Here is a 16,622-nt window from a genome sequence, read left to right on the forward strand (position 1 = left end):
CAATCATGAAAAATATATCCCGTACTTTGCGCTGGCTACTGTTGCTGGCTCCTCTCTGGTTTGCCTCAGTGCTGATGGCGGATGAAACCGACCTTTACTACGCGCAAAACACGTCAGCGAATCCTAATATACTGTTTTTGCTGGATAACTCTGGCAGCATGGAGCAGAACAAAATTGGCACTAAAACCCGGATGAAAGTGTTGCAGGAAGTATTCACATCAGTAATGGCTTCTGTACCGAGTAACCTCAATATTGGTCTGATGCGTTACAGCGGGCACAACGATGCAGCCAGTGGGGTCAGTTTTCCGGTAAAGCCAGTTGATTTGGACAAGGACGGTAATGGCAGCGCCCGCGATATTATCCTTGCCAATTCCAGCGGTATCACAGAGGGGGGGGATAACCTGCCCAACCCTTCTGCTAATCAGCCTGTACGGTCATTCTTGCAAGATGTTGGCAATAGCTGGTCGGCTCAAGGTTATACTCCCATTGTCGATGCTTTGTATGAGGCTAGCCGCTATTACCGGGGGGAAGATGTGGATTGGGGGCGTTTGACAGCAGATCATGTCCGTGCTGCCCACCCCTCCACCTACACAGGAACTTTGACGTGGAACCCAAATGCGGGTTGTGGTACGCCGACCGATTGCGTCCAAGATTGGGGTGAATGCTGGGCAACAATTGTACCGGACAGTTGCCATTCGGAAACCCGTGATGTCTGTAATTGGGGCGTAATCAACAATAATGGGTGCTGTTGGGTATCGACGGGTGTAGACGAATCGGGCAATGCGACGGGTGGTTATTGTTCCAGTAATACTTGTGAGAATTACGGGTGCTTGGATACGCCTCACCCCGGTACGGTACAAGTATGCCAACAATATACCTGCGACGGGGCTGTTGAAGGAACAGCTACGTATATTTCCCCTATCCAATATGAATGCCAATCCAATTATCTTGTCCTGATGTCGGATGGGAAGCCTGAGTATCCCGCAACTTGGGACACGCCAGATAGCACGGCCTTTTTCCCCCCCTCTATGGATAAGGTCAAAGACATGATAGCGGGGACGTGTACGGATGGCCCGAACGGTTACAACAGTGGGACTTGTGGGCCTGAACTCACCAAATATTTGTCGACCCACGACCAGTCTACTGCGGTTGATGGTGATCAGTTTGTCCAGACCTTCACTATCGGTTTTGGTTTGAGTGATGTCAATGCAACAAATTACCTTAAGGCATTGGCGAGCGTATCGGATGGTGCTTTGGCGGCGAATGATGAGAAAAGTTTAAAGTTAGCGTTTGAGGACATCCTCAAGCAGGTAAAAGCGGGAACTTCCTCCAAGCTGCAATTATCCGGCGCACCTGCCGCCCAAGTAGTGCCGAAAGCGGTACAACCAAAACAGGCGTTAGCCCAAAATAAACCAGATGGCGAGCTTAAAAAGTTAATGTCCACACCATTAGCGGTGGAAGGCTTTAATAAACAGGAACAACAAGTATTGTCTTCTTTCCTGAACCCGCTGAGTTATTGGCGGACATTGGCAGTCGGTGGTTTCTTTGAGGCAACTGATACCGCTTCCTTATTGGATGCATTCAACAGCATCATTAATAAGGTAACAGCGTCTGCCTCATCCTTCAGCTCACCCAGTTATCAGGTTGATACTAATACTTTGTTGGCTCATAACGAGTTTGTGTATATCCCGGTGTTTGACCGTAACAACCTGCCGCGTTGGCCGGGTAATTTGAAAAAGTTTAAGCGCGACAGCAGTGGTCAAATTGTGAATGCTGACGGTACGCCTGCCCTTAATGAAAAAGGTGAGTTTTTGGATACCGCCAAAGATTTATGGAGCGCCAGTGCCACGCCGGATGGTAAGGATGTCACTTTGGGCGGTGCAGCAAACAAGCTGCCCGCTCCGGCTAGCCGCAAGCTGTATACCGATGTCAGTGCAACGGCTGACCTGACCAGCGCCACCAATAAATTGGATACCACGAATACCAGCCTGACTAACACCATGTTAGTGGCGGGGCAAACGTATACTACCCAGAATACCCTGCTGGATTTCTACAACGGTGTGACGGATGGGATCAGTTGCGCAGGTTGGTACAAGGACTGCTCAGGCAGTACCCATTTTGTCCTTGGTAATCCAACCACCAATGTCGGTTGTGTCAACATTGCTTCCGTGACAACCTGCCCAGCATTGGGTACGAGCGTAACCACCACCGACCGGAACAATTGGCTGAGCTATATACGGGGTGTGGGTGCAGATGGGCAACCCCGTAACCGCATGGGGGATATGCTCAACGGTAAGCCCGTCGTGGTCAATACTGGGGCAACCCCGACGGTGTTTACCAGCACCAATGAAGGTTTCCTGCACGCGATTGACAGCAGTACCGGGGTCGAGAAATGGGCATTTATGCCGAAAAACTTACTGGGAAATATCAGCACGTTCTACAATAACAGCATTCCTAAGAAACACATCTCGGGTATTGACGGCGCGGTGAGCGTGTGGAAATTCCAGTACGACAGCAACACTGACGGTGTGATTAACAGTGCCGACAGTTACAAAACTTACCTGTATTTTGGTTTGCGCCAAGGCGGTAAGGAATACTACATGATCGACATTACCGACGTGAACACACCTAAAATCGTTTGGCACATTGATCCAAGCACAACGGGTTTCGGTGAATTAGGTTATACGTGGTCAAAACCGGCAATGGCAAAAATGCGTGTTGCCCATGATAGCCCGGAAGATGCCGCCACCCATGCCAGTGACCTGATTGATGTCTTGGTCTTTGGTGGTGGTTACGATCCTGTCAAAAATAATGTCAATACCCAGTCTCCGGCTTACACCCGTCCGGCGGATAGCAAAGGCCGCAATGTTTACATTGTCAATGCCAAAACTGGCGCTTTGATTTGGTCACTGCGTGACAATGTTTCAGGGGCAGCCGCCAAATTGCTCGACAGCATTCCGGGTGACATCCGTGTGCTGGATATGGACAGGAACGGTGCTCTGGATCGCTTGTATTTCGCCGATACCGGCGGTCATATTTGGCGGGTGGATATGGATATAGACACGAAAGATGGCACGGTTTCACCCGATACGACCCTTTACAACTACACCAAGGCGAGTTTGAGTGAGTTTGCTAATCTGGGCGGTTCCGGTTTGAACAAGCGTATGTTCTTCTACGAGCCAGATGTGGCGCTGCTGCAAAGCGGTGGTAAAGCGATCTTAACCTTGTCGATTGGCAGTGGCTACCGTACCCGTCCGTTGCACCAAGGGGCAGACCGTTTTTACATGCTGGTCGACCGTAACCCGTTTGATGCGCCGAGTAACAGCATTTTCCCGATTACGGAGGATTCCAAGTTGGTCAGCATCGTCAACGGCGATGGCACGGACAATACCTCAAAGCTGGGGACGACAGGTACGAGCAACGACAGGTTGATACTGACCGATACCTCGCTCAATGGTTGGTATTACAGCTTGCCGAACACAGGTGAAAAAGTGCTGGCTCCGGCGGTGACGTTCCTCAACAAGGTCGTGTTCACCACTTTCTCAGCGGATGCCGGTGAATCGACCGACCCTTGCGAGTCGCCACCAAACAGCGCCCGCGCGTATGTGCTGGACCTGTTTAACGGGCAAGCCGTCGCTGACCTCGACCGGGTAAGTGGCAATGAACGTTCGGTGATTGCGGGTGTGAATGAGATTCTGGACGCTGCCCAGATTATCTTCCGCGCCCCTAGCCTTGCCGATGGCACAGCTTGTAACAGCGCCAACAAGGACAGTTGTGATAAGCAGTATGTCGAAATCCGCGTGGGTAAAATGAGCCTGCCACTGATGGGTAATGACAATGCCTCAGGAGCGGGTGTGGCTGGAAGTGTGAATATTGGCAATATCCTGCCGCGCATGTTCTGGCGTGACGACGATGTGTCAGGGAACTAGCCCTGTAGCCATTGCCCTACGCTAACCCTATCGTTGCCTGCCAAATCCGGCAGGCAACGCACTTTCTGGAAACCGGCATTGCGTAGCAGCGCGGTTACAGACGCTCCTTGGTTATAACCGTGCTCCAGCAGCAACCAGCCACCTGCTTCCAACCACTGCGGCGCAGTTTGGATAATGTGGCGGATGTCATCCAACCCATCCATTCCCGAAGCCAGCGCACTCAACGGCTCAAAGCGCACATCGCCTTGCCTTAGGTGCGGGTCATCGGTTTCGATATACGGCGGGTTGGAAACAATCAGGCTGAAACGCTGGGCGGGTAGGGCGCCAAACCAATCCGATTGCACGAACTGTACGTTGCGGATGTGGTGTGCGTGCGCATTTTCTTGCGCTACGGCAAGTGCGGCTGGCGAGAAATCGCAGGCAATAACGTGCGCATCCGGGCGCTCGCTGGCGATGGCAAGGGCGATTGCGCCAGTGCCAGTGCCGAGGTCAAGGAGGGAATAACCCCTCACCCCCAGCCCCTCTCCCTCAAGGGGCGAGGGGAGTAAGAGTAGGGCAGTTTCGACTAGCAATTCGGTTTCGGGGCGGGGGATTAGGGTATCAGGTGTTACTTTTAGGTTCAGCGTCCAGAATTCGCGTTGCCCCGTCAAATGGGCGATGGGTACGCCCTTTGAACGTTCATCAAGTAAACGCATAAATGCCGTTGCGATAGTGCTATCTACTTCTTTTTCAGGCCACGTAAACAACCAAGTACGCGATTTTTGCAAACAATGCGCCAGTAAAATTTCCGCATCCGCCCGCGCCGATTCAGAGCTTGCTTGCAGTTTCAACACCGCATTTGCCAGTAACTCCCGAATTCTTCCCCCCCTCTCCCCTTGAGGGAGAGGGGTAGGGGGTGAGGGGTTTCCCCTATTCATCCGCCAACGCTGCCAACTGATCCGCCTGATATTCATTGATCAGCGGCTCAATCACCTGATCCACACTGCCCGCAGTGATTTCGTCCAGCTTGTACAACGTCAGGTTGATGCGGTGGTCAGTCACTCGCCCTTGCGGGAAGTTATAGGTGCGGATACGTTCCGAGCGGTCGCCGGAACCGACCAGATTTTTGCGGGTTTCCGCCTGTTCTGCGGCTTGTTTCTGGCGCTCACCCTCGAAAATGCGGGCTTGTAACAGCCCCATCGCGCGTGCGCGGTTTTTGTGTTGCGAACGTTCGTCTTGGCATTCCACCACAATCCCGGTCGGTAAGTGGGTAATGCGGATCGCGGATTCGGTTTTGTTGATGTGCTGCCCACCCGCACCGGAAGCGCGGTAGGTGTCCACCTTCAAATCCGCCGAGTTAATGTCGGTGGCTTCCACCTCATCCAATTCTGGCATGACTGCAACGGTGGCGGCAGAAGTATGGATGCGCCCCTGCGATTCGGTGGCAGGTACGCGCTGTACGCGGTGTGCTCCAGATTCAAACTTCAGCCGTGAATACGCACCTTGCCCGATGATGCGGGAAATGATTTCTTTGTAACCACCGTGTTCACCTTCGTTTTGGCTGATGACTTCAATCTGCCAGCGGCGGTTTTCGGCGTAACGCGAATACATACGGAACAGGTCGCCTGCGAAAATCGCCGCTTCATCCCCGCCCGTCCCAGCGCGGATTTCCAAGAACACGTTGCTGTTGTCGTGCGGGTCTTTGGGAAGCAACAGCTTTTGTAGGTCGGTTTCGAGCGTATCGCGGCGGGCTTTCGCGGCTTCGATTTCCTCCGCTGCCATCTCGCGCATTTCCGGGTCGACGAGCATTTCTTGCGCGGCTTCAATGTCGGCAGCGGTTTGCTGGTAGGCGTGGAAACCTTGCGCGACCGGCTCTAGCTGGCTGTATTCAATCGACAGTTTGCGGAACTGGTTTTGGTCGCTGATTACGTCTGATTCGCCCAGCAGGAAAGCGATTTCCGCATAGCGTTCGCTTAAGTTTTCCAGTTTTTGCAGGATGGATGCTTTCACAGGTGTTTAGCCGTTTTCGTCCGAAGACAGGTTGAATAAGGTTTTGGCGCTGGCAAGCAAGGCATGGTCGCCGTTGCGGGCGGCGTGGTGCATGGCTTGGGTAGCGTCATGGACGAGTTTGTTGCTCAAGGTATGCGCCAGAAATTGCAGCGCCTCTTCCGGGCTTTTGCCGTTATGCAGCAAGCCGAGTGCCTTGTCGAAGACTTCTTGGCGCAGTTGTTCGGTGCGGGCGCGGTACTGGCGGATGGTATCCATGTGGTCTTGCGCCCGCAACCATGCCATGAATTTGGCGGTTTCTTCCGTCACCATGCCTTCGGCTTGTTCGGCGGCGGCGCGGCGTGATTGCAGGTTTTCTTCGATCACCGATTGCAAGTCATCGACGGTGTAAAGGTAAACGTCGTCGAGTTCCGCCACTTCCTGCTCAATATCTCGCGGCACGGCGATGTCGACCATGAACATCGGGCGGTGCTTACGGATTTTGAGGGCGCGTTCTACCGTGCCTTTGCCCAAGATTGGAACGGGGGAGGCGGTGGAGGAAATCACAATGTCAGCTTGCGGTAAGTGGTCGGCAAGCTCTAACAGGCCGATGCCTTTACCACCGTATTCTGCGGCGAGTTTTTGCGCTTTGTCGACACTGCGGTTGGCAACCAGCACTTTGCCGATCTTGTTGGCAGCAAGGTGTTTGCCGACCAGTTCGATGGTTTCGCCCGCGCCAATCAGCAGCGCAGTTTGTTTTTCCAGTTGGCTGAAAATCTGTTTCGCCAGACTGACCGCCGCGAAGGCGACCGAAATCGGGTTTGCGCCGATGCTGGTTTGGGTGCGCACTTTCTTTGCCGTCGAGAAAGCGTGTTGCATTAGGCGGCTTAACTGGTTGCCCGTTACGGTGTTGTCATTGGCGGTTTGCAGGGCGGATTTCAGTTGCCCAAGGATTTGCGGCTCGCCCAATACCAAGGAATCCAGCCCACACGCAACCCGCAGCGCATGGCGTACTGCGGCTTCCTGTTGGTGGATAAACAGGTAAGGGCGCAGTTGTTCCGCCGGTATTTTGTGCCACTCTGCCAGCCAGTCGATGATCGTCTCGACAGGTTGCTGCTGCTCGCAGACCGCGTAAATCTCGGTGCGGTTACAGGTGGAAAGGATCAGGTTTTCCTGCACAACCTGACGGGCAGAGTGCAACGCCTGCGGCATACTCTCGGGGGAAAAGGCTACTTTTTCCCGGATGGCTACAGGTGCGGTTTTATGGTTAACTCCGACAATCAGGATAGGCATTCAGTCACTTATACCAACGATATAATTTTCAGAACCGCGAATTTTCTGCTACGTTATGCACGATTACAAGGTGATTCGCAGGATACCCCCTTAAAATCTCCCACAACATAACGGCTATCTCGTATTGAACCCTATCGGAGACATTCATGCAGCGTTTTCGTTTGCCCCGTCAGTTTGCTGGCCTCGCCTTGGTGGTGGGCATGGTCGGTGGCGTCGTCGGGGAGGCAGCACTTGCCGACCAACAAACTAATACTGTGGCGACTTTCAGCAGCCCGCTCAGCTACCAGATGTACAATATACTGGCGGCAGAAATGTACATCCGACAGGGAAATCCGGGGCAAGCGGCACTGCACTACATTGCGGCTGCCCAGCAAGCTGAAAGTGCCAAGTTTGCGCAACGCGCCTCGGAACTGGCGACCAGCGCCAATGATAACCAACTGGCAAGCCGTGCTTTGGAGTTGTGGACGAAACTCGACCCGAACTCCGAGGATGCCCGCGAGTATCGCACACTGAGCCATGTACGGGCAGGGCGTTACGACGAAGCGGTCAAAGACTTGGTGTTAGTGCGTGATTATGTCGAGAAGAAAGAGGGGCATGGTTTCGAGTTTATCGCCTCCTTGCTGGAAATGGAGCCAGCCGCTGACGGCAAAGCTTATGAAACTTTCAAGCGTTATGTGGCAAGTGCAGACAATTCAACCCGTGCGCAATTGGTGCTGGCATCGCTGGCAATCAATGCCCAACGCTTTGACGATGGCTTGAAAGCGGCACAAGCGGTCAAAGCGACCGGGGATAGGCTGCAAAAGGTACAAGCGGCACGTCTGGCTTCACGCGCTTACATGGGCTTACAACAGGTTGATAAAGCCATTGACGAGCTTGCGCCCGTGGTCAAAACCAGCAAAGATGTCGACCTGAAACTCGATTACGGGCGGATGCTGATCCTAACCGACCGTCGGGCTGAAGCGACCCCGCTGTACAAGCAACTGTATGCCAGCCAGCCAGAAAACAGCGATGTCGTGTATACCTTGGGTTTATTGTATCTGGAACAGAAAAAATTTGAATTTGCCGAACCCTTAATCAAGAAGCTATTAAAAGTACCTGAGCGGGCGGCGGATGCCAGCTATTTCATGGGACAAATTTACGAAGGGCAGAAACACCCTAAAGAAGCTATCGAAGCCTATAAGCGGGCGACCACCAGCAGTTTTATGGTCGAATCCACCGGGCGTGCAGCCCGTCTGCTGATGGAAACCGATAGTCTGGATGCTGCCCGCCAATGGTTGGGTGAACAACTAAAGGCTGCTAACAATGACGCCAGCAAAGCACATATCCTGCTGGTGGAAGGCAAGTTGCTGCACGAGCGTGAGCAATACAAAGAAGCGGTTGGCGTTTTCGACAAGCTGCTGGTATTGAAACCAGATGACGTTGATGCACTCTATAACCGCTCTTTAAGCAATGAACGGCTGGGGAATTTTGCCGCTGCCGAGGCTGATTTACGCGCCTTGATCAAGTTGCAGCCCGAAAACGCCACGGTATTGAATGCCCTCGGCTACATGTTGGTGGTGAATACCAACCGTTACCCGGAAGCTGAAGAACTGATCCGCAAAGCCTTAGCGATCCGTCCCACCGATCCGGCGATTATGGATAGCATGGGTTGGATACTGTTCCATACCGGCAAGCAGGACGAAGCGGAAGGTTTGTTACGCAAAGCCTACGCGCAGCTTCACGAGCCTGAAATTGCCAGCCATTTGGTGGAAGTTCTGTCGGCACGCAACAAGGCCGCAGAAGCTAAAGCCATTTTGCAGGACATACTGAGCAAATTTCCGAACGACCAGACGTTAATCAAACTCAAGGAAAAGCTGGTCGGTTTATAACCTTAATCATTCAGGAAGAACATCATGAAACAATGGATATTGGCGGCCTCCTTATGCGTGCTTGCATTGGGCGGATGTGCCACACAAAACAAAAGTGTTACGCCGGGGGCAGTTACAGCGCCTACGGATAACCAGGCGGCATGGAAACAACGCCAAGACAAGTTTGCCCAGATGCGTTCATGGCGTTTGCAGGGCAAGGTCGGGATGCAATTCCGTGACCAAAGCGCTTCTTTCAATATTGCGTGGTTGCAGCAGGGCAACGACCAGTATGAAATGAACATCAAAAACCCGCTGACAGGCTCCATTATGGCTTACCTGAAAGGCACGGCTAACGAAGTCACCATGCAAGCCGATGGCAAGACTTACCGCGATGCTGATGCCGAGCGTTTGCTGCAAGGCCAGATGGGTGTTTCCTTGCCGCTTTCAGGCATGAAATATTGGGTGCGCGGGGTGCCATCACCCGATTCGCCAGTAGAACAGGTGACGTTGGATAATAGCGGACGTCCGCAGGTATTGCAGCAATCCGGTTGGCGGGTGGAATACACCGGCTGGCAAGGTGAGGGCTGGAATGCCCTGCCAAGCAAAGTTAACCTAAGCAGGCAGGCAGAAAACACCAAGGTCAAGGTCATCGCCAAGGAATGGCAGACACGGTATTAATGGATGCAATCACTGACCTTGCCAGCACCTACGAAGCTCAACCTGTTCCTGCACATTACCGGCAGGCGGGCGGATGGCTACCATCTGTTGCAGACCCTGTTCGTGTTTCTCGACTTTGCCGATGAAATCACGCTGACAGTCCGCAGCGATGGTGCAATCCGGCGTCCTTCCGGTGCAGCAGATGTGCCGGAGGATGCTGACTTGACCGTGCGGGCAGCGCGTTTGCTACAAAAGGAAACGGGTTGCCTGTTAGGTGCAGACATTCAGGTACAAAAACGCATTCCGATGGGCGGTGGCTTGGGTGGTGGCAGTTCTGATGCAGCCACGGTGTTACAGGGATTAAATTACCTGTGGCAATGTGGTTTAAACGATGACGAACTGGCAGCATTGGGTCTGCGTTTAGGTGCAGATGTGCCAGTGTTCGTGCGCGGTCGTGCAGCGTGGGCAGAAGGCGTCGGGGAACAGTTAACCCCGGTTGATCTGGTTCCTGCGTGGTATGTGGTGGTTCATCCACGGGTACATGTACCAACGGCTGAACTTTTTACGGCAGAAGACTTGACACGAAACTGCCCTCCCATTACATTAGCGACCTTCCACGACGGGCAGGGCAAAAACGTCTTTCAGCCAGTCGTAGAAAGCCGTTATTCTGAAGTCGCCGAGGCTATCGGTTGGTTGTCAGGATACGCAAAAGCAATGTTGACCGGTTCAGGCAGTTGCCTGTTCGCATCGGTCAGTAGCAAACACGAAGGTGAAATAATCCTGAACAGTTTGCCTGACAAATGGTTTGGATTTGTCGCAGAAGGTGCATCCATTTCACCTTTGCAACAGAAGCTAGCAACGCTGCAAAAGTTTTAATTTGGTTTCCTAAAGGGCCGTCGCCAAGCGGTAAGGCACTGGATTTTGATTCCAGCATCCCCAGGTTCGAATCCTGGCGGCCCTGCCATTTTCCCTACTCCAATGTGAGCAAGTCATGTCCGACGATAGAATGATGGTGTTTACGGGTAATGCAAACCCGGAGCTAGCCCACAAAGTCGTCGATCACCTCGGAATCCCTCTCGGTAAAGTTAAGGCTGAACGCTTCAGCGATGGCGAAGCGCATGTCGAGATATTGGAAAACGTGCGTGGTCGGGATGTTTTTATTGTGCAATCTACTTGCGCACCCACCAACGATAACCTGATGGAACTGCTGATCATGGCAGACGCGCTCTACCGCGCCTCAGCCGGACGTATCACCGCAGTTATCCCTTATTACGGTTATGCCCGCCAAGACCGCCGCGTGCGTTCACGGCGCGTGCCGATTTCTGCCAAATTGGTGGCAGACATGATTTCTACCGGGCACGTTGACCGGGTGCTGACTATTGATTTGCACTCCGATCAGGTACAGGGCTTCTTTGACCTGCCGGTCGACAATATTTACGCTTCTGGCGTGTTGCTGAACGACATCTTGGCGAAAAACCTGCCGAATACGATGGTGGTTTCCCCGGATGTGGGCGGCGTAGTGCGTGCACGGGCATTGGCGAAAGGCTTGGGTGAAGCGGAACTGGCGATTATCGACAAGCGCCGTCCTGAACCCAACAAGTCCGAGATCATGAATATCATCGGTAATGTCGATGGGCGTCATTGCGTACTGATTGACGACCTGATTGATACCGGCGGCACATTATGCAATGCAGCTGTTGCCCTCAAGCAGCATGGGGCATTGAGCGTGGTGGCGTATGCAACCCATGCGGTGTTCTCCGGCAAGGCCGTCAGCAATATCGAAAATTCCCAATTGGACGAAGTGGTTGTCACCGACACCATTCCATTGAGCCAAAACGCCAAAGATTGTGCTAAGATCCGCCAGCTTTCTGTCGCTGGTGTACTGGCGAAAACCATTTTACGCATCAATCAGGACGAGTCGGTTAGCTCCCTGTTTGAAGGCTTGTAAGTTTTTAGTCCCCGCCTTTTGCGGGTTTGTTGCGGTTGCCGTCTGGTCGCGGGTCGGTAGCCATTATTGTTGGAGATGAAATATGTCAAAGAAATACGTTCTGCAAGCGCAGGTACGTGAATTGCAGGGCAAGGGTGCGAGCCGCCGCCTGCGTCACGAAGGTCTGGTTCCTGCCGTGGTTTACGGTGCAGGCCAAGAAGCCCAGTCCATCACATTGCGCCATAACGAGCTGATCCGTAATTTGCTGGATGAAGCTTTCTATTCTCAAATCATTACTGTTGATTTTGGCGACCGTAAAGAAAGCGTTATCCTGCGTGACCTGCAACGTCACCCAGCCAAGCCAGTGGTTATGCACGCCGACCTGCAACGCATCAAGGATGACGAAGAAATCAACGTCCACGTTGCACTGCACTTCATCAACGCTGATGTATCCAAAGGCGTGAAAGAGCAGGGCGCTACTATGAGCCATAACCTGACTGAAGTAGAAGTTTCTTGCTTGCCTAAGTTCCTGCCAGAGTTCATCGAAGTTGACCTGATCGCTATCGAAAAAGGCCAAATTCTGCACATGTCTGACCTGAAGCTTCCAGAAGGTGTCACGTTGACTGAACTGGCTTTGGGCGAAGACCACGACCAGCCGGTTGCGGCTTGCCACTAAGGTAAGGTAAAGACTGATGGGAACCCCCATACGCCTCATTGCAGGCTTGGGCAACCCCGGCAGCCAGTACGACAAAACCCGGCACAATGCCGGGTTTTGGTTTGTTGACGAACTGGCAAGACGCTTTTCCGGCAAGTTTGCTGCTGAAAAGCGTTTTTCTGGGGATGTTTGTAAACTGCAAGTCGGCAGCCAAACGGTGTGGCTGATCAAGCCCATGACGTTTATGAACCGTAGCGGTTTGGCGGTACGGCAGTTGTCTAATTTCTACCAAATTCCGGTAGAACAAATTTTAGTTGCGCACGACGAGTTGGACATTCCGGTAGGTGATGCACGCCTGAAACAGGCGGGTGGTCACGGCGGGCACAACGGTTTGCGTGACTTACATGCCCATTTGGGCGCAAATTATTGGCGGTTGCGTTTGGGTGTTGGGCATCCAGGCGACCGTACCCAAGTGGTCGATTATGTGCTGTCACGCCCCTCCGTGGATGATGAAATCCTCATTGCGCGGGCGATTGATCAAGCTGCCGACCAAATTGAACTGATTTTGCAGGGTGAAATGCAGAAAGCGATGAATGCGCTGCATACCCGTTAAATCACCCGCGTTAATGGATAAAGTAGGTACGACTCATGGGATTCAAGTGCGGAATTGTTGGTTTGCCAAACGTGGGCAAATCCACCCTGTTCAACGCCCTGACCAAAGCAGGCATTCAGGCGGCGAATTACCCTTTCTGTACCATTGAGCCGAATGTCGGGATCGTACCAATGCCAGACCCACGTTTGGATGCATTGGCAGCAATCGTTAAACCCATCAAAATTTTACCGACCACGATGGAGTTTGTGGACATCGCAGGCTTAGTGGCAGGCGCATCGCAAGGTGAAGGTTTGGGCAACAAGTTCCTTGCACACATCCGCGAAACCGACGCGATTGCACAAGTAGTACGCTGCTTCGATAACGATGACATCATCCACGTCGCGGGCAAGATTGACCCAGCTTCTGACATCGACATTATCAATACCGAGTTGGCGTTGGCGGATTTGGATACGATTGAAAAAGCTGTCAACCGGCTGGCGCGTGCTGCTAAGTCCGGTAGCAAAGACATGCTGGTGCAAAAGAACTTAGCCGATCGCTTGTTTGCGCACCTGTCAGAAGGCCATTCGGCACGTTCACTGGAAATGTCCCCAGAAGAGCGGCTGGTAGCGCGGGAATTCCACCTGATTACCATCAAGCCGCTGATGTTCATTGCCAACGTCAACGAAGATGGCTTTGAAAATAACCCGTATCTGGATACCGTGCGTGAAATCGCGGTGCGTGAGGGTGCGGTGGTTGTGCCAGTGTGTGCGGAAATGGAATCCGAACTTTCGCAGTTGGAAGATAACGAACGCGATGAATTCTTGGCGGGCATGGGGTTGGATGAGCCGGGCTTGAACCGCGTTATCCGCGCAGGTTACGATTTGCTGGGCTTGCAGACTTATTTCACGGCAGGCGTGAAAGAAGTGCGGGCTTGGACGATCCGTAAGAATGCTACTGCGCCACAAGCGGCGGGTGTGATCCATACTGACTTCGAGCGTGGTTTTATCCGGGCGCAAACGATTGCTTATGAGGACTTCATTGCTTACAAGGGTGAGCAGGGGGCGAAGGAAGCGGGCAAGATGCGGGCGGAAGGCAAGGAATACATTGTGAAAGACGGGGATGTGCTGAACTTCTTGTTCAACGTCTAAACGGTGCTTTCAAGAAAAAGCCGGGAAATTCCCGGCTTTTTCGTTTTTATTCTTCGGTAGCAGCCAGCGTTTGGATAGCTTGCGCCCACAGGAAGAATTTGCAGTTAGCCAGATCAGCAACGGTGGTAACGTTGAATGCTTGTTTCAGTGCGGCAGCATCGCCTTCAGACAGACCTTTCAGTGCGCCAACCGGAGCTGCCAGTACTTCGTTCAGTGATTTGCCAAGGTATGCTTTGTCTACAGTCTTGTTAATATTCATCTTGGGTTTCCCTTTTTTGCAATGGTTTGTTCGAGCGTGGAAGATTACCAGATTGACGTGCAGCAACCAAGAACCCACCCGTGCAAACAGGTAATTCCGCGCTGTTATCTGCTACACTTCATCCCACTTGACCACAACCCTTGCTAGCCATGCCAAAAACCCATACTAAAGCCGTCCGTATTGCCGATAACGCGCAGCAGACCAGCCTTACCCCTGCACAGAAAAAATTCAACGCGCTGATCAAGAAAATCGACGTGCAGAAGCAACTGCTCGCCACATGGAAAGAAACGGTTCCTCAATGCCTGCAAGAAGTTAGCGCGAAGCTCAACCCCTTGAAGGCAACCTACAGTGAACATCAGGTAGAACTGGTTACGATGCTGGACGAACTTTACCTAACACAAAAATTCACCACGAACCAGCAAGAAAAAATTGCCCACATGATCAGCGAAATCTGTGAGGAATTGATCACTGTCCACGGGCGTGAGGATTTGAAACCGCTTTATAACCGCTACAGTGGTGGCGATTTCGACGCCGAAGCGCAAGCAGAATTGGATATGCAGGGTGAAATGCTGAAAACCCTCTTGGAGCAGCGCTTAGGTGTCCCGGTGGATGAGGATTTTGACCTGTCTGACCCGGAAAAGGCCGCTGAGTTGCTGATGGGGAAAATCCAAGAACACCAGCGCCAAGCCGAAGAACAGCGTTCCAAACGCAAGAAAACCGCCAAACAATTGGCAAAAGAAGCGCGTGAAGCGGAAGAGCAAGCCAACGTCAGTAAATCCATCCAAGCCGTTTACCGCCAACTGGTGGCAGCGTTACACCCCGACCGCGAGCAAGACCCGGTGGAGCGTGACCGCAAAACCGAATTGATGCAAAAAGTCACGGTGGCTTACGGCAATAAGGATTTGCTGCAATTGCTGGAACTGCAACTTTCCGTCGAACAGATCGACCAAAGCAAAATCAACAATATCGCCGAAGATCGCCTCAAGCACTACAATAAAGTCCTGCAAAACCAATTGGACGAGCTTCAGGAAGAGGTGAGGATGATGGAGTTGCAGCTCAAAAGCACGGTCGGGCTGTCGCCGTATGAACCGCTGACCCCCAAACGTTTGTGGACGTTGTTGAAACAGGACATCCGTACCATGCAGGAAGAGATTGCCAGCATTAAACATGACCTGCGGCTATTCCGTGATGTGAAACAGTTCAGGCTGTATTTGAAAAGTTACACGCTGCTGCGAGATGATTTCGACCCGTTTGGCAGCTTCTTTTCCCCCTTTGGCAACCGTTAATGCACTAGGCTTATACCCATGAAAATCTGGAATTTCTCGGTACTGTTGATTTCCCTGCTGCTGTTGGGTGGCAGCGTCAAGGCGTTGCTGAGCTATTGGCAATACGATGAAATCGCGGCGGATGTGGCGCAGATGATGTTGCATCAGGTCAGCACTGACGATATACGCGCTTCGGTGCGGGAAGCGATTGCGGCGGATAACCCGGAAGATGCCCGCATGTACTTGCGCCTTGCCAAGACCTTCGGTTACACCATTGCCCCGACGGAATTTGAAGCGAAACTGCAAGAGTTGGAATCGCCATTCAATACCGCTCGCCGTACTGTCAACGATTTCAGCACCGGCTTTATCGACGGGAAAGCGGAAAGCGGAGCGGGTGTTGCTGGCGCAATCACCTCCGATTTTACCGTGGTGGGGGATGTGCGTGATTTGTGGGAACAATACCAACTTTACGCCCAAAACAAGCCTGTCAACGAATTGGTAGTAACACTCGCGGGGGTAGGGATCGGCTTGACGGCGGCAACCGTTGCCAGTGCTGGGGCAGCAACACCGGCTAAAGGCGGCGTTTCCACCACCAAGCTGGCAGCGCGTGCGGGCCGTTTGACCCCTGATTTCCAGAAACTCCTGTTGAAGCAAGGTTCAGACGTGTTCAACTACAAAGCCTTCATGCTGGCAGCACGGGCAGAAAGAGGTATGGATGGCGTTGGTAAGGCCGCGCTTAAAGCGTATAACCCGCAAGCGGTTAAAGCTCTCCAGCAAACAGCGGAACAGGTCAATAATATCCGTAAAGCCAGTTCTACTGCCGATGCTTTGCACGTATTGAAGTATGTTGAAAATAGTGGCGACCTTGTGCGTTTGGAAAAGCTCACGCTCAAATACGGGGCGGGAACCAAGGGTATCCTGAAGCTTTTAGGGAGAGGGGCGCTTGGCTCGGTGAGGATATTGCGCAAGTCGGTAGAACTATTGCTCAGTGGATTAGTAACGCTGATTTCTTCCCTTTCAACACTTATGTCTTTAGCAGGTTTACGGCGCACTTCGTCGGCATAAGCATTTGAACTTTATAACAC

Annotated in this window: 14 protein-coding genes and 1 tRNA gene; 11 read left to right on the top strand and 4 right to left on the bottom strand. The window is 52.6% G+C overall.

The window, feature by feature from the left end; translation table 11 throughout:
* Positions 1-5: 5 nt before the first annotated feature.
* Complete coding sequence (locus tag PHE17_RS12150; protein WP_301016129.1) at positions 6-3,929, top strand: PilC/PilY family type IV pilus protein; 3,924 nt, start codon at positions 6-8, stop codon at positions 3,927-3,929.
* On the opposite strand, the gene prmC is transcribed toward PHE17_RS12150, so the two are convergent.
* The 3 genes from prmC to hemA are packed head-to-tail and all read right to left on the bottom strand — an operon-like array spanning position 3,926 to position 7,187.
* Entirely contained in the window at positions 3,926-4,846 is a 921-nt protein-coding gene (gene prmC, locus PHE17_RS12155) for a peptide chain release factor N(5)-glutamine methyltransferase (protein WP_301016130.1), read from the bottom strand. The genes PHE17_RS12150 and prmC overlap by 4 nt on opposite strands.
* Positions 4,839-5,918: a peptide chain release factor 1 gene (gene prfA, locus PHE17_RS12160; protein ID WP_301016131.1), complete on the bottom strand. Its 1,080-nt coding sequence runs from the start codon at positions 5,916-5,918 to the stop codon at positions 4,839-4,841. The genes prmC and prfA overlap by 8 nt, the downstream gene beginning before the upstream one ends.
* Before the next feature lie 6 nt (positions 5,919-5,924).
* Complete coding sequence (gene hemA / locus PHE17_RS12165; protein ID WP_301016132.1) at positions 5,925-7,187, bottom strand: glutamyl-tRNA reductase; 1,263 nt, start codon at positions 7,185-7,187, stop codon at positions 5,925-5,927.
* Between the two features lie 146 nt (positions 7,188-7,333).
* On the opposite strand from hemA, the gene PHE17_RS12170 reads away from it, so the two are divergent.
* The 8 genes from PHE17_RS12170 to ychF all read left to right on the top strand — a co-directional run bounded on the left by PHE17_RS12170 (position 7,334) and on the right by ychF (position 14,013).
* Positions 7,334-9,055, top strand: a complete 1,722-nt coding sequence (locus PHE17_RS12170) for a tetratricopeptide repeat protein (protein WP_301016133.1) — start codon at positions 7,334-7,336, stop codon at positions 9,053-9,055.
* Positions 9,056-9,079: 24 nt separating this feature from the next.
* Positions 9,080-9,712: a lipoprotein insertase outer membrane protein LolB gene (gene lolB, locus PHE17_RS12175; protein WP_301016134.1), complete on the top strand. Its 633-nt coding sequence runs from the start codon at positions 9,080-9,082 to the stop codon at positions 9,710-9,712.
* 3 nt (positions 9,713-9,715) lie between these two features.
* Positions 9,716-10,567: a 4-(cytidine 5'-diphospho)-2-C-methyl-D-erythritol kinase gene (ispE, locus tag PHE17_RS12180; protein ID WP_301016135.1), complete on the top strand. Its 852-nt coding sequence runs from the start codon at positions 9,716-9,718 to the stop codon at positions 10,565-10,567.
* Between the two features lie 13 nt (positions 10,568-10,580).
* Positions 10,581-10,655: transfer RNA gene (locus PHE17_RS12185), tRNA-Gln, on the top strand.
* A gap of 42 nt (positions 10,656-10,697) precedes the next feature.
* Entirely contained in the window at positions 10,698-11,639 is a 942-nt protein-coding gene (locus tag PHE17_RS12190) for a ribose-phosphate pyrophosphokinase (protein ID WP_301016186.1), read from the top strand.
* A gap of 82 nt (positions 11,640-11,721) precedes the next feature.
* On the top strand, positions 11,722-12,294 hold the full coding sequence (locus PHE17_RS12195) for a 50S ribosomal protein L25/general stress protein Ctc (RefSeq protein ID WP_301016136.1): 573 nt from the start codon (positions 11,722-11,724) through the stop codon (positions 12,292-12,294).
* Positions 12,295-12,310: 16 nt separating this feature from the next.
* Positions 12,311-12,886, top strand: coding sequence for an aminoacyl-tRNA hydrolase (gene pth / locus PHE17_RS12200; protein WP_301016137.1), 576 nt, complete (start codon positions 12,311-12,313; stop codon positions 12,884-12,886).
* A 35-nt stretch (positions 12,887-12,921) separates the two neighbouring features.
* On the top strand, positions 12,922-14,013 hold the full coding sequence (gene ychF / locus PHE17_RS12205) for a redox-regulated ATPase YchF (protein ID WP_301016138.1): 1,092 nt from the start codon (positions 12,922-12,924) through the stop codon (positions 14,011-14,013).
* A gap of 46 nt (positions 14,014-14,059) precedes the next feature.
* Here ychF and PHE17_RS12210 read toward each other — a convergent pair whose 3' ends face one another.
* On the bottom strand, positions 14,060-14,272 hold the full coding sequence (locus PHE17_RS12210; protein ID WP_301016139.1) for a hypothetical protein: 213 nt from the start codon (positions 14,270-14,272) through the stop codon (positions 14,060-14,062).
* Positions 14,273-14,421: 149 nt separating this feature from the next.
* Between PHE17_RS12210 and PHE17_RS12215 the strand changes: the two genes are divergently transcribed.
* Both PHE17_RS12215 and PHE17_RS12220 read left to right on the top strand, forming a co-directional pair.
* Positions 14,422-15,558 carry a molecular chaperone DnaJ gene (locus PHE17_RS12215; RefSeq protein WP_301016140.1) on the top strand — a complete coding sequence of 379 codons (1,137 nt, stop codon included), beginning with the start codon at positions 14,422-14,424 and terminating at the stop codon, positions 15,556-15,558.
* 18 nt (positions 15,559-15,576) lie between these two features.
* The gene (locus PHE17_RS12220; protein WP_301016141.1) at positions 15,577-16,602 is read left to right on the top strand and encodes a hypothetical protein; all 1,026 of its coding nucleotides are present in this window, start codon (positions 15,577-15,579) and stop codon (positions 16,600-16,602) included.
* Positions 16,603-16,622 lie beyond the last annotated feature (20 nt).

It is taken from the genome of Thiothrix sp., from assembly GCF_028714775.1.
Taxonomy (GTDB): Bacteria; Pseudomonadota; Gammaproteobacteria; order Thiotrichales; family Thiotrichaceae; genus Thiothrix.

Coding starts and splice junctions, on each gene's coding strand:
- PHE17_RS12190 (WP_301016186.1), top strand. CDS start 10,698: ATGATGGTGTTTACGGGTAATGCAAACCCGGAGCTAGCCCACAAAGTC.
- lolB (WP_301016134.1), top strand. CDS start 9,080: ATGAAACAATGGATATTGGCGGCCTCCTTATGCGTGCTTGCATTGGGC.
- PHE17_RS12215 (WP_301016140.1), top strand. CDS start 14,422: ATGCCAAAAACCCATACTAAAGCCGTCCGTATTGCCGATAACGCGCAG.
- PHE17_RS12170 (WP_301016133.1), top strand. CDS start 7,334: ATGCAGCGTTTTCGTTTGCCCCGTCAGTTTGCTGGCCTCGCCTTGGTG.
- prmC (WP_301016130.1), bottom strand. CDS start 4,846: ATGAATAGGGGAAACCCCTCACCCCCTACCCCTCTCCCTCAAGGGGAG.
- PHE17_RS12210 (WP_301016139.1), bottom strand. CDS start 14,272: ATGAATATTAACAAGACTGTAGACAAAGCATACCTTGGCAAATCACTG.
- ychF (WP_301016138.1), top strand. CDS start 12,922: ATGGGATTCAAGTGCGGAATTGTTGGTTTGCCAAACGTGGGCAAATCC.
- pth (WP_301016137.1), top strand. CDS start 12,311: ATGGGAACCCCCATACGCCTCATTGCAGGCTTGGGCAACCCCGGCAGC.
- PHE17_RS12195 (WP_301016136.1), top strand. CDS start 11,722: ATGTCAAAGAAATACGTTCTGCAAGCGCAGGTACGTGAATTGCAGGGC.
- hemA (WP_301016132.1), bottom strand. CDS start 7,187: ATGCCTATCCTGATTGTCGGAGTTAACCATAAAACCGCACCTGTAGCC.
- PHE17_RS12220 (WP_301016141.1), top strand. CDS start 15,577: ATGAAAATCTGGAATTTCTCGGTACTGTTGATTTCCCTGCTGCTGTTG.
- PHE17_RS12150 (WP_301016129.1), top strand. CDS start 6: ATGAAAAATATATCCCGTACTTTGCGCTGGCTACTGTTGCTGGCTCCT.
- ispE (WP_301016135.1), top strand. CDS start 9,716: ATGCAATCACTGACCTTGCCAGCACCTACGAAGCTCAACCTGTTCCTG.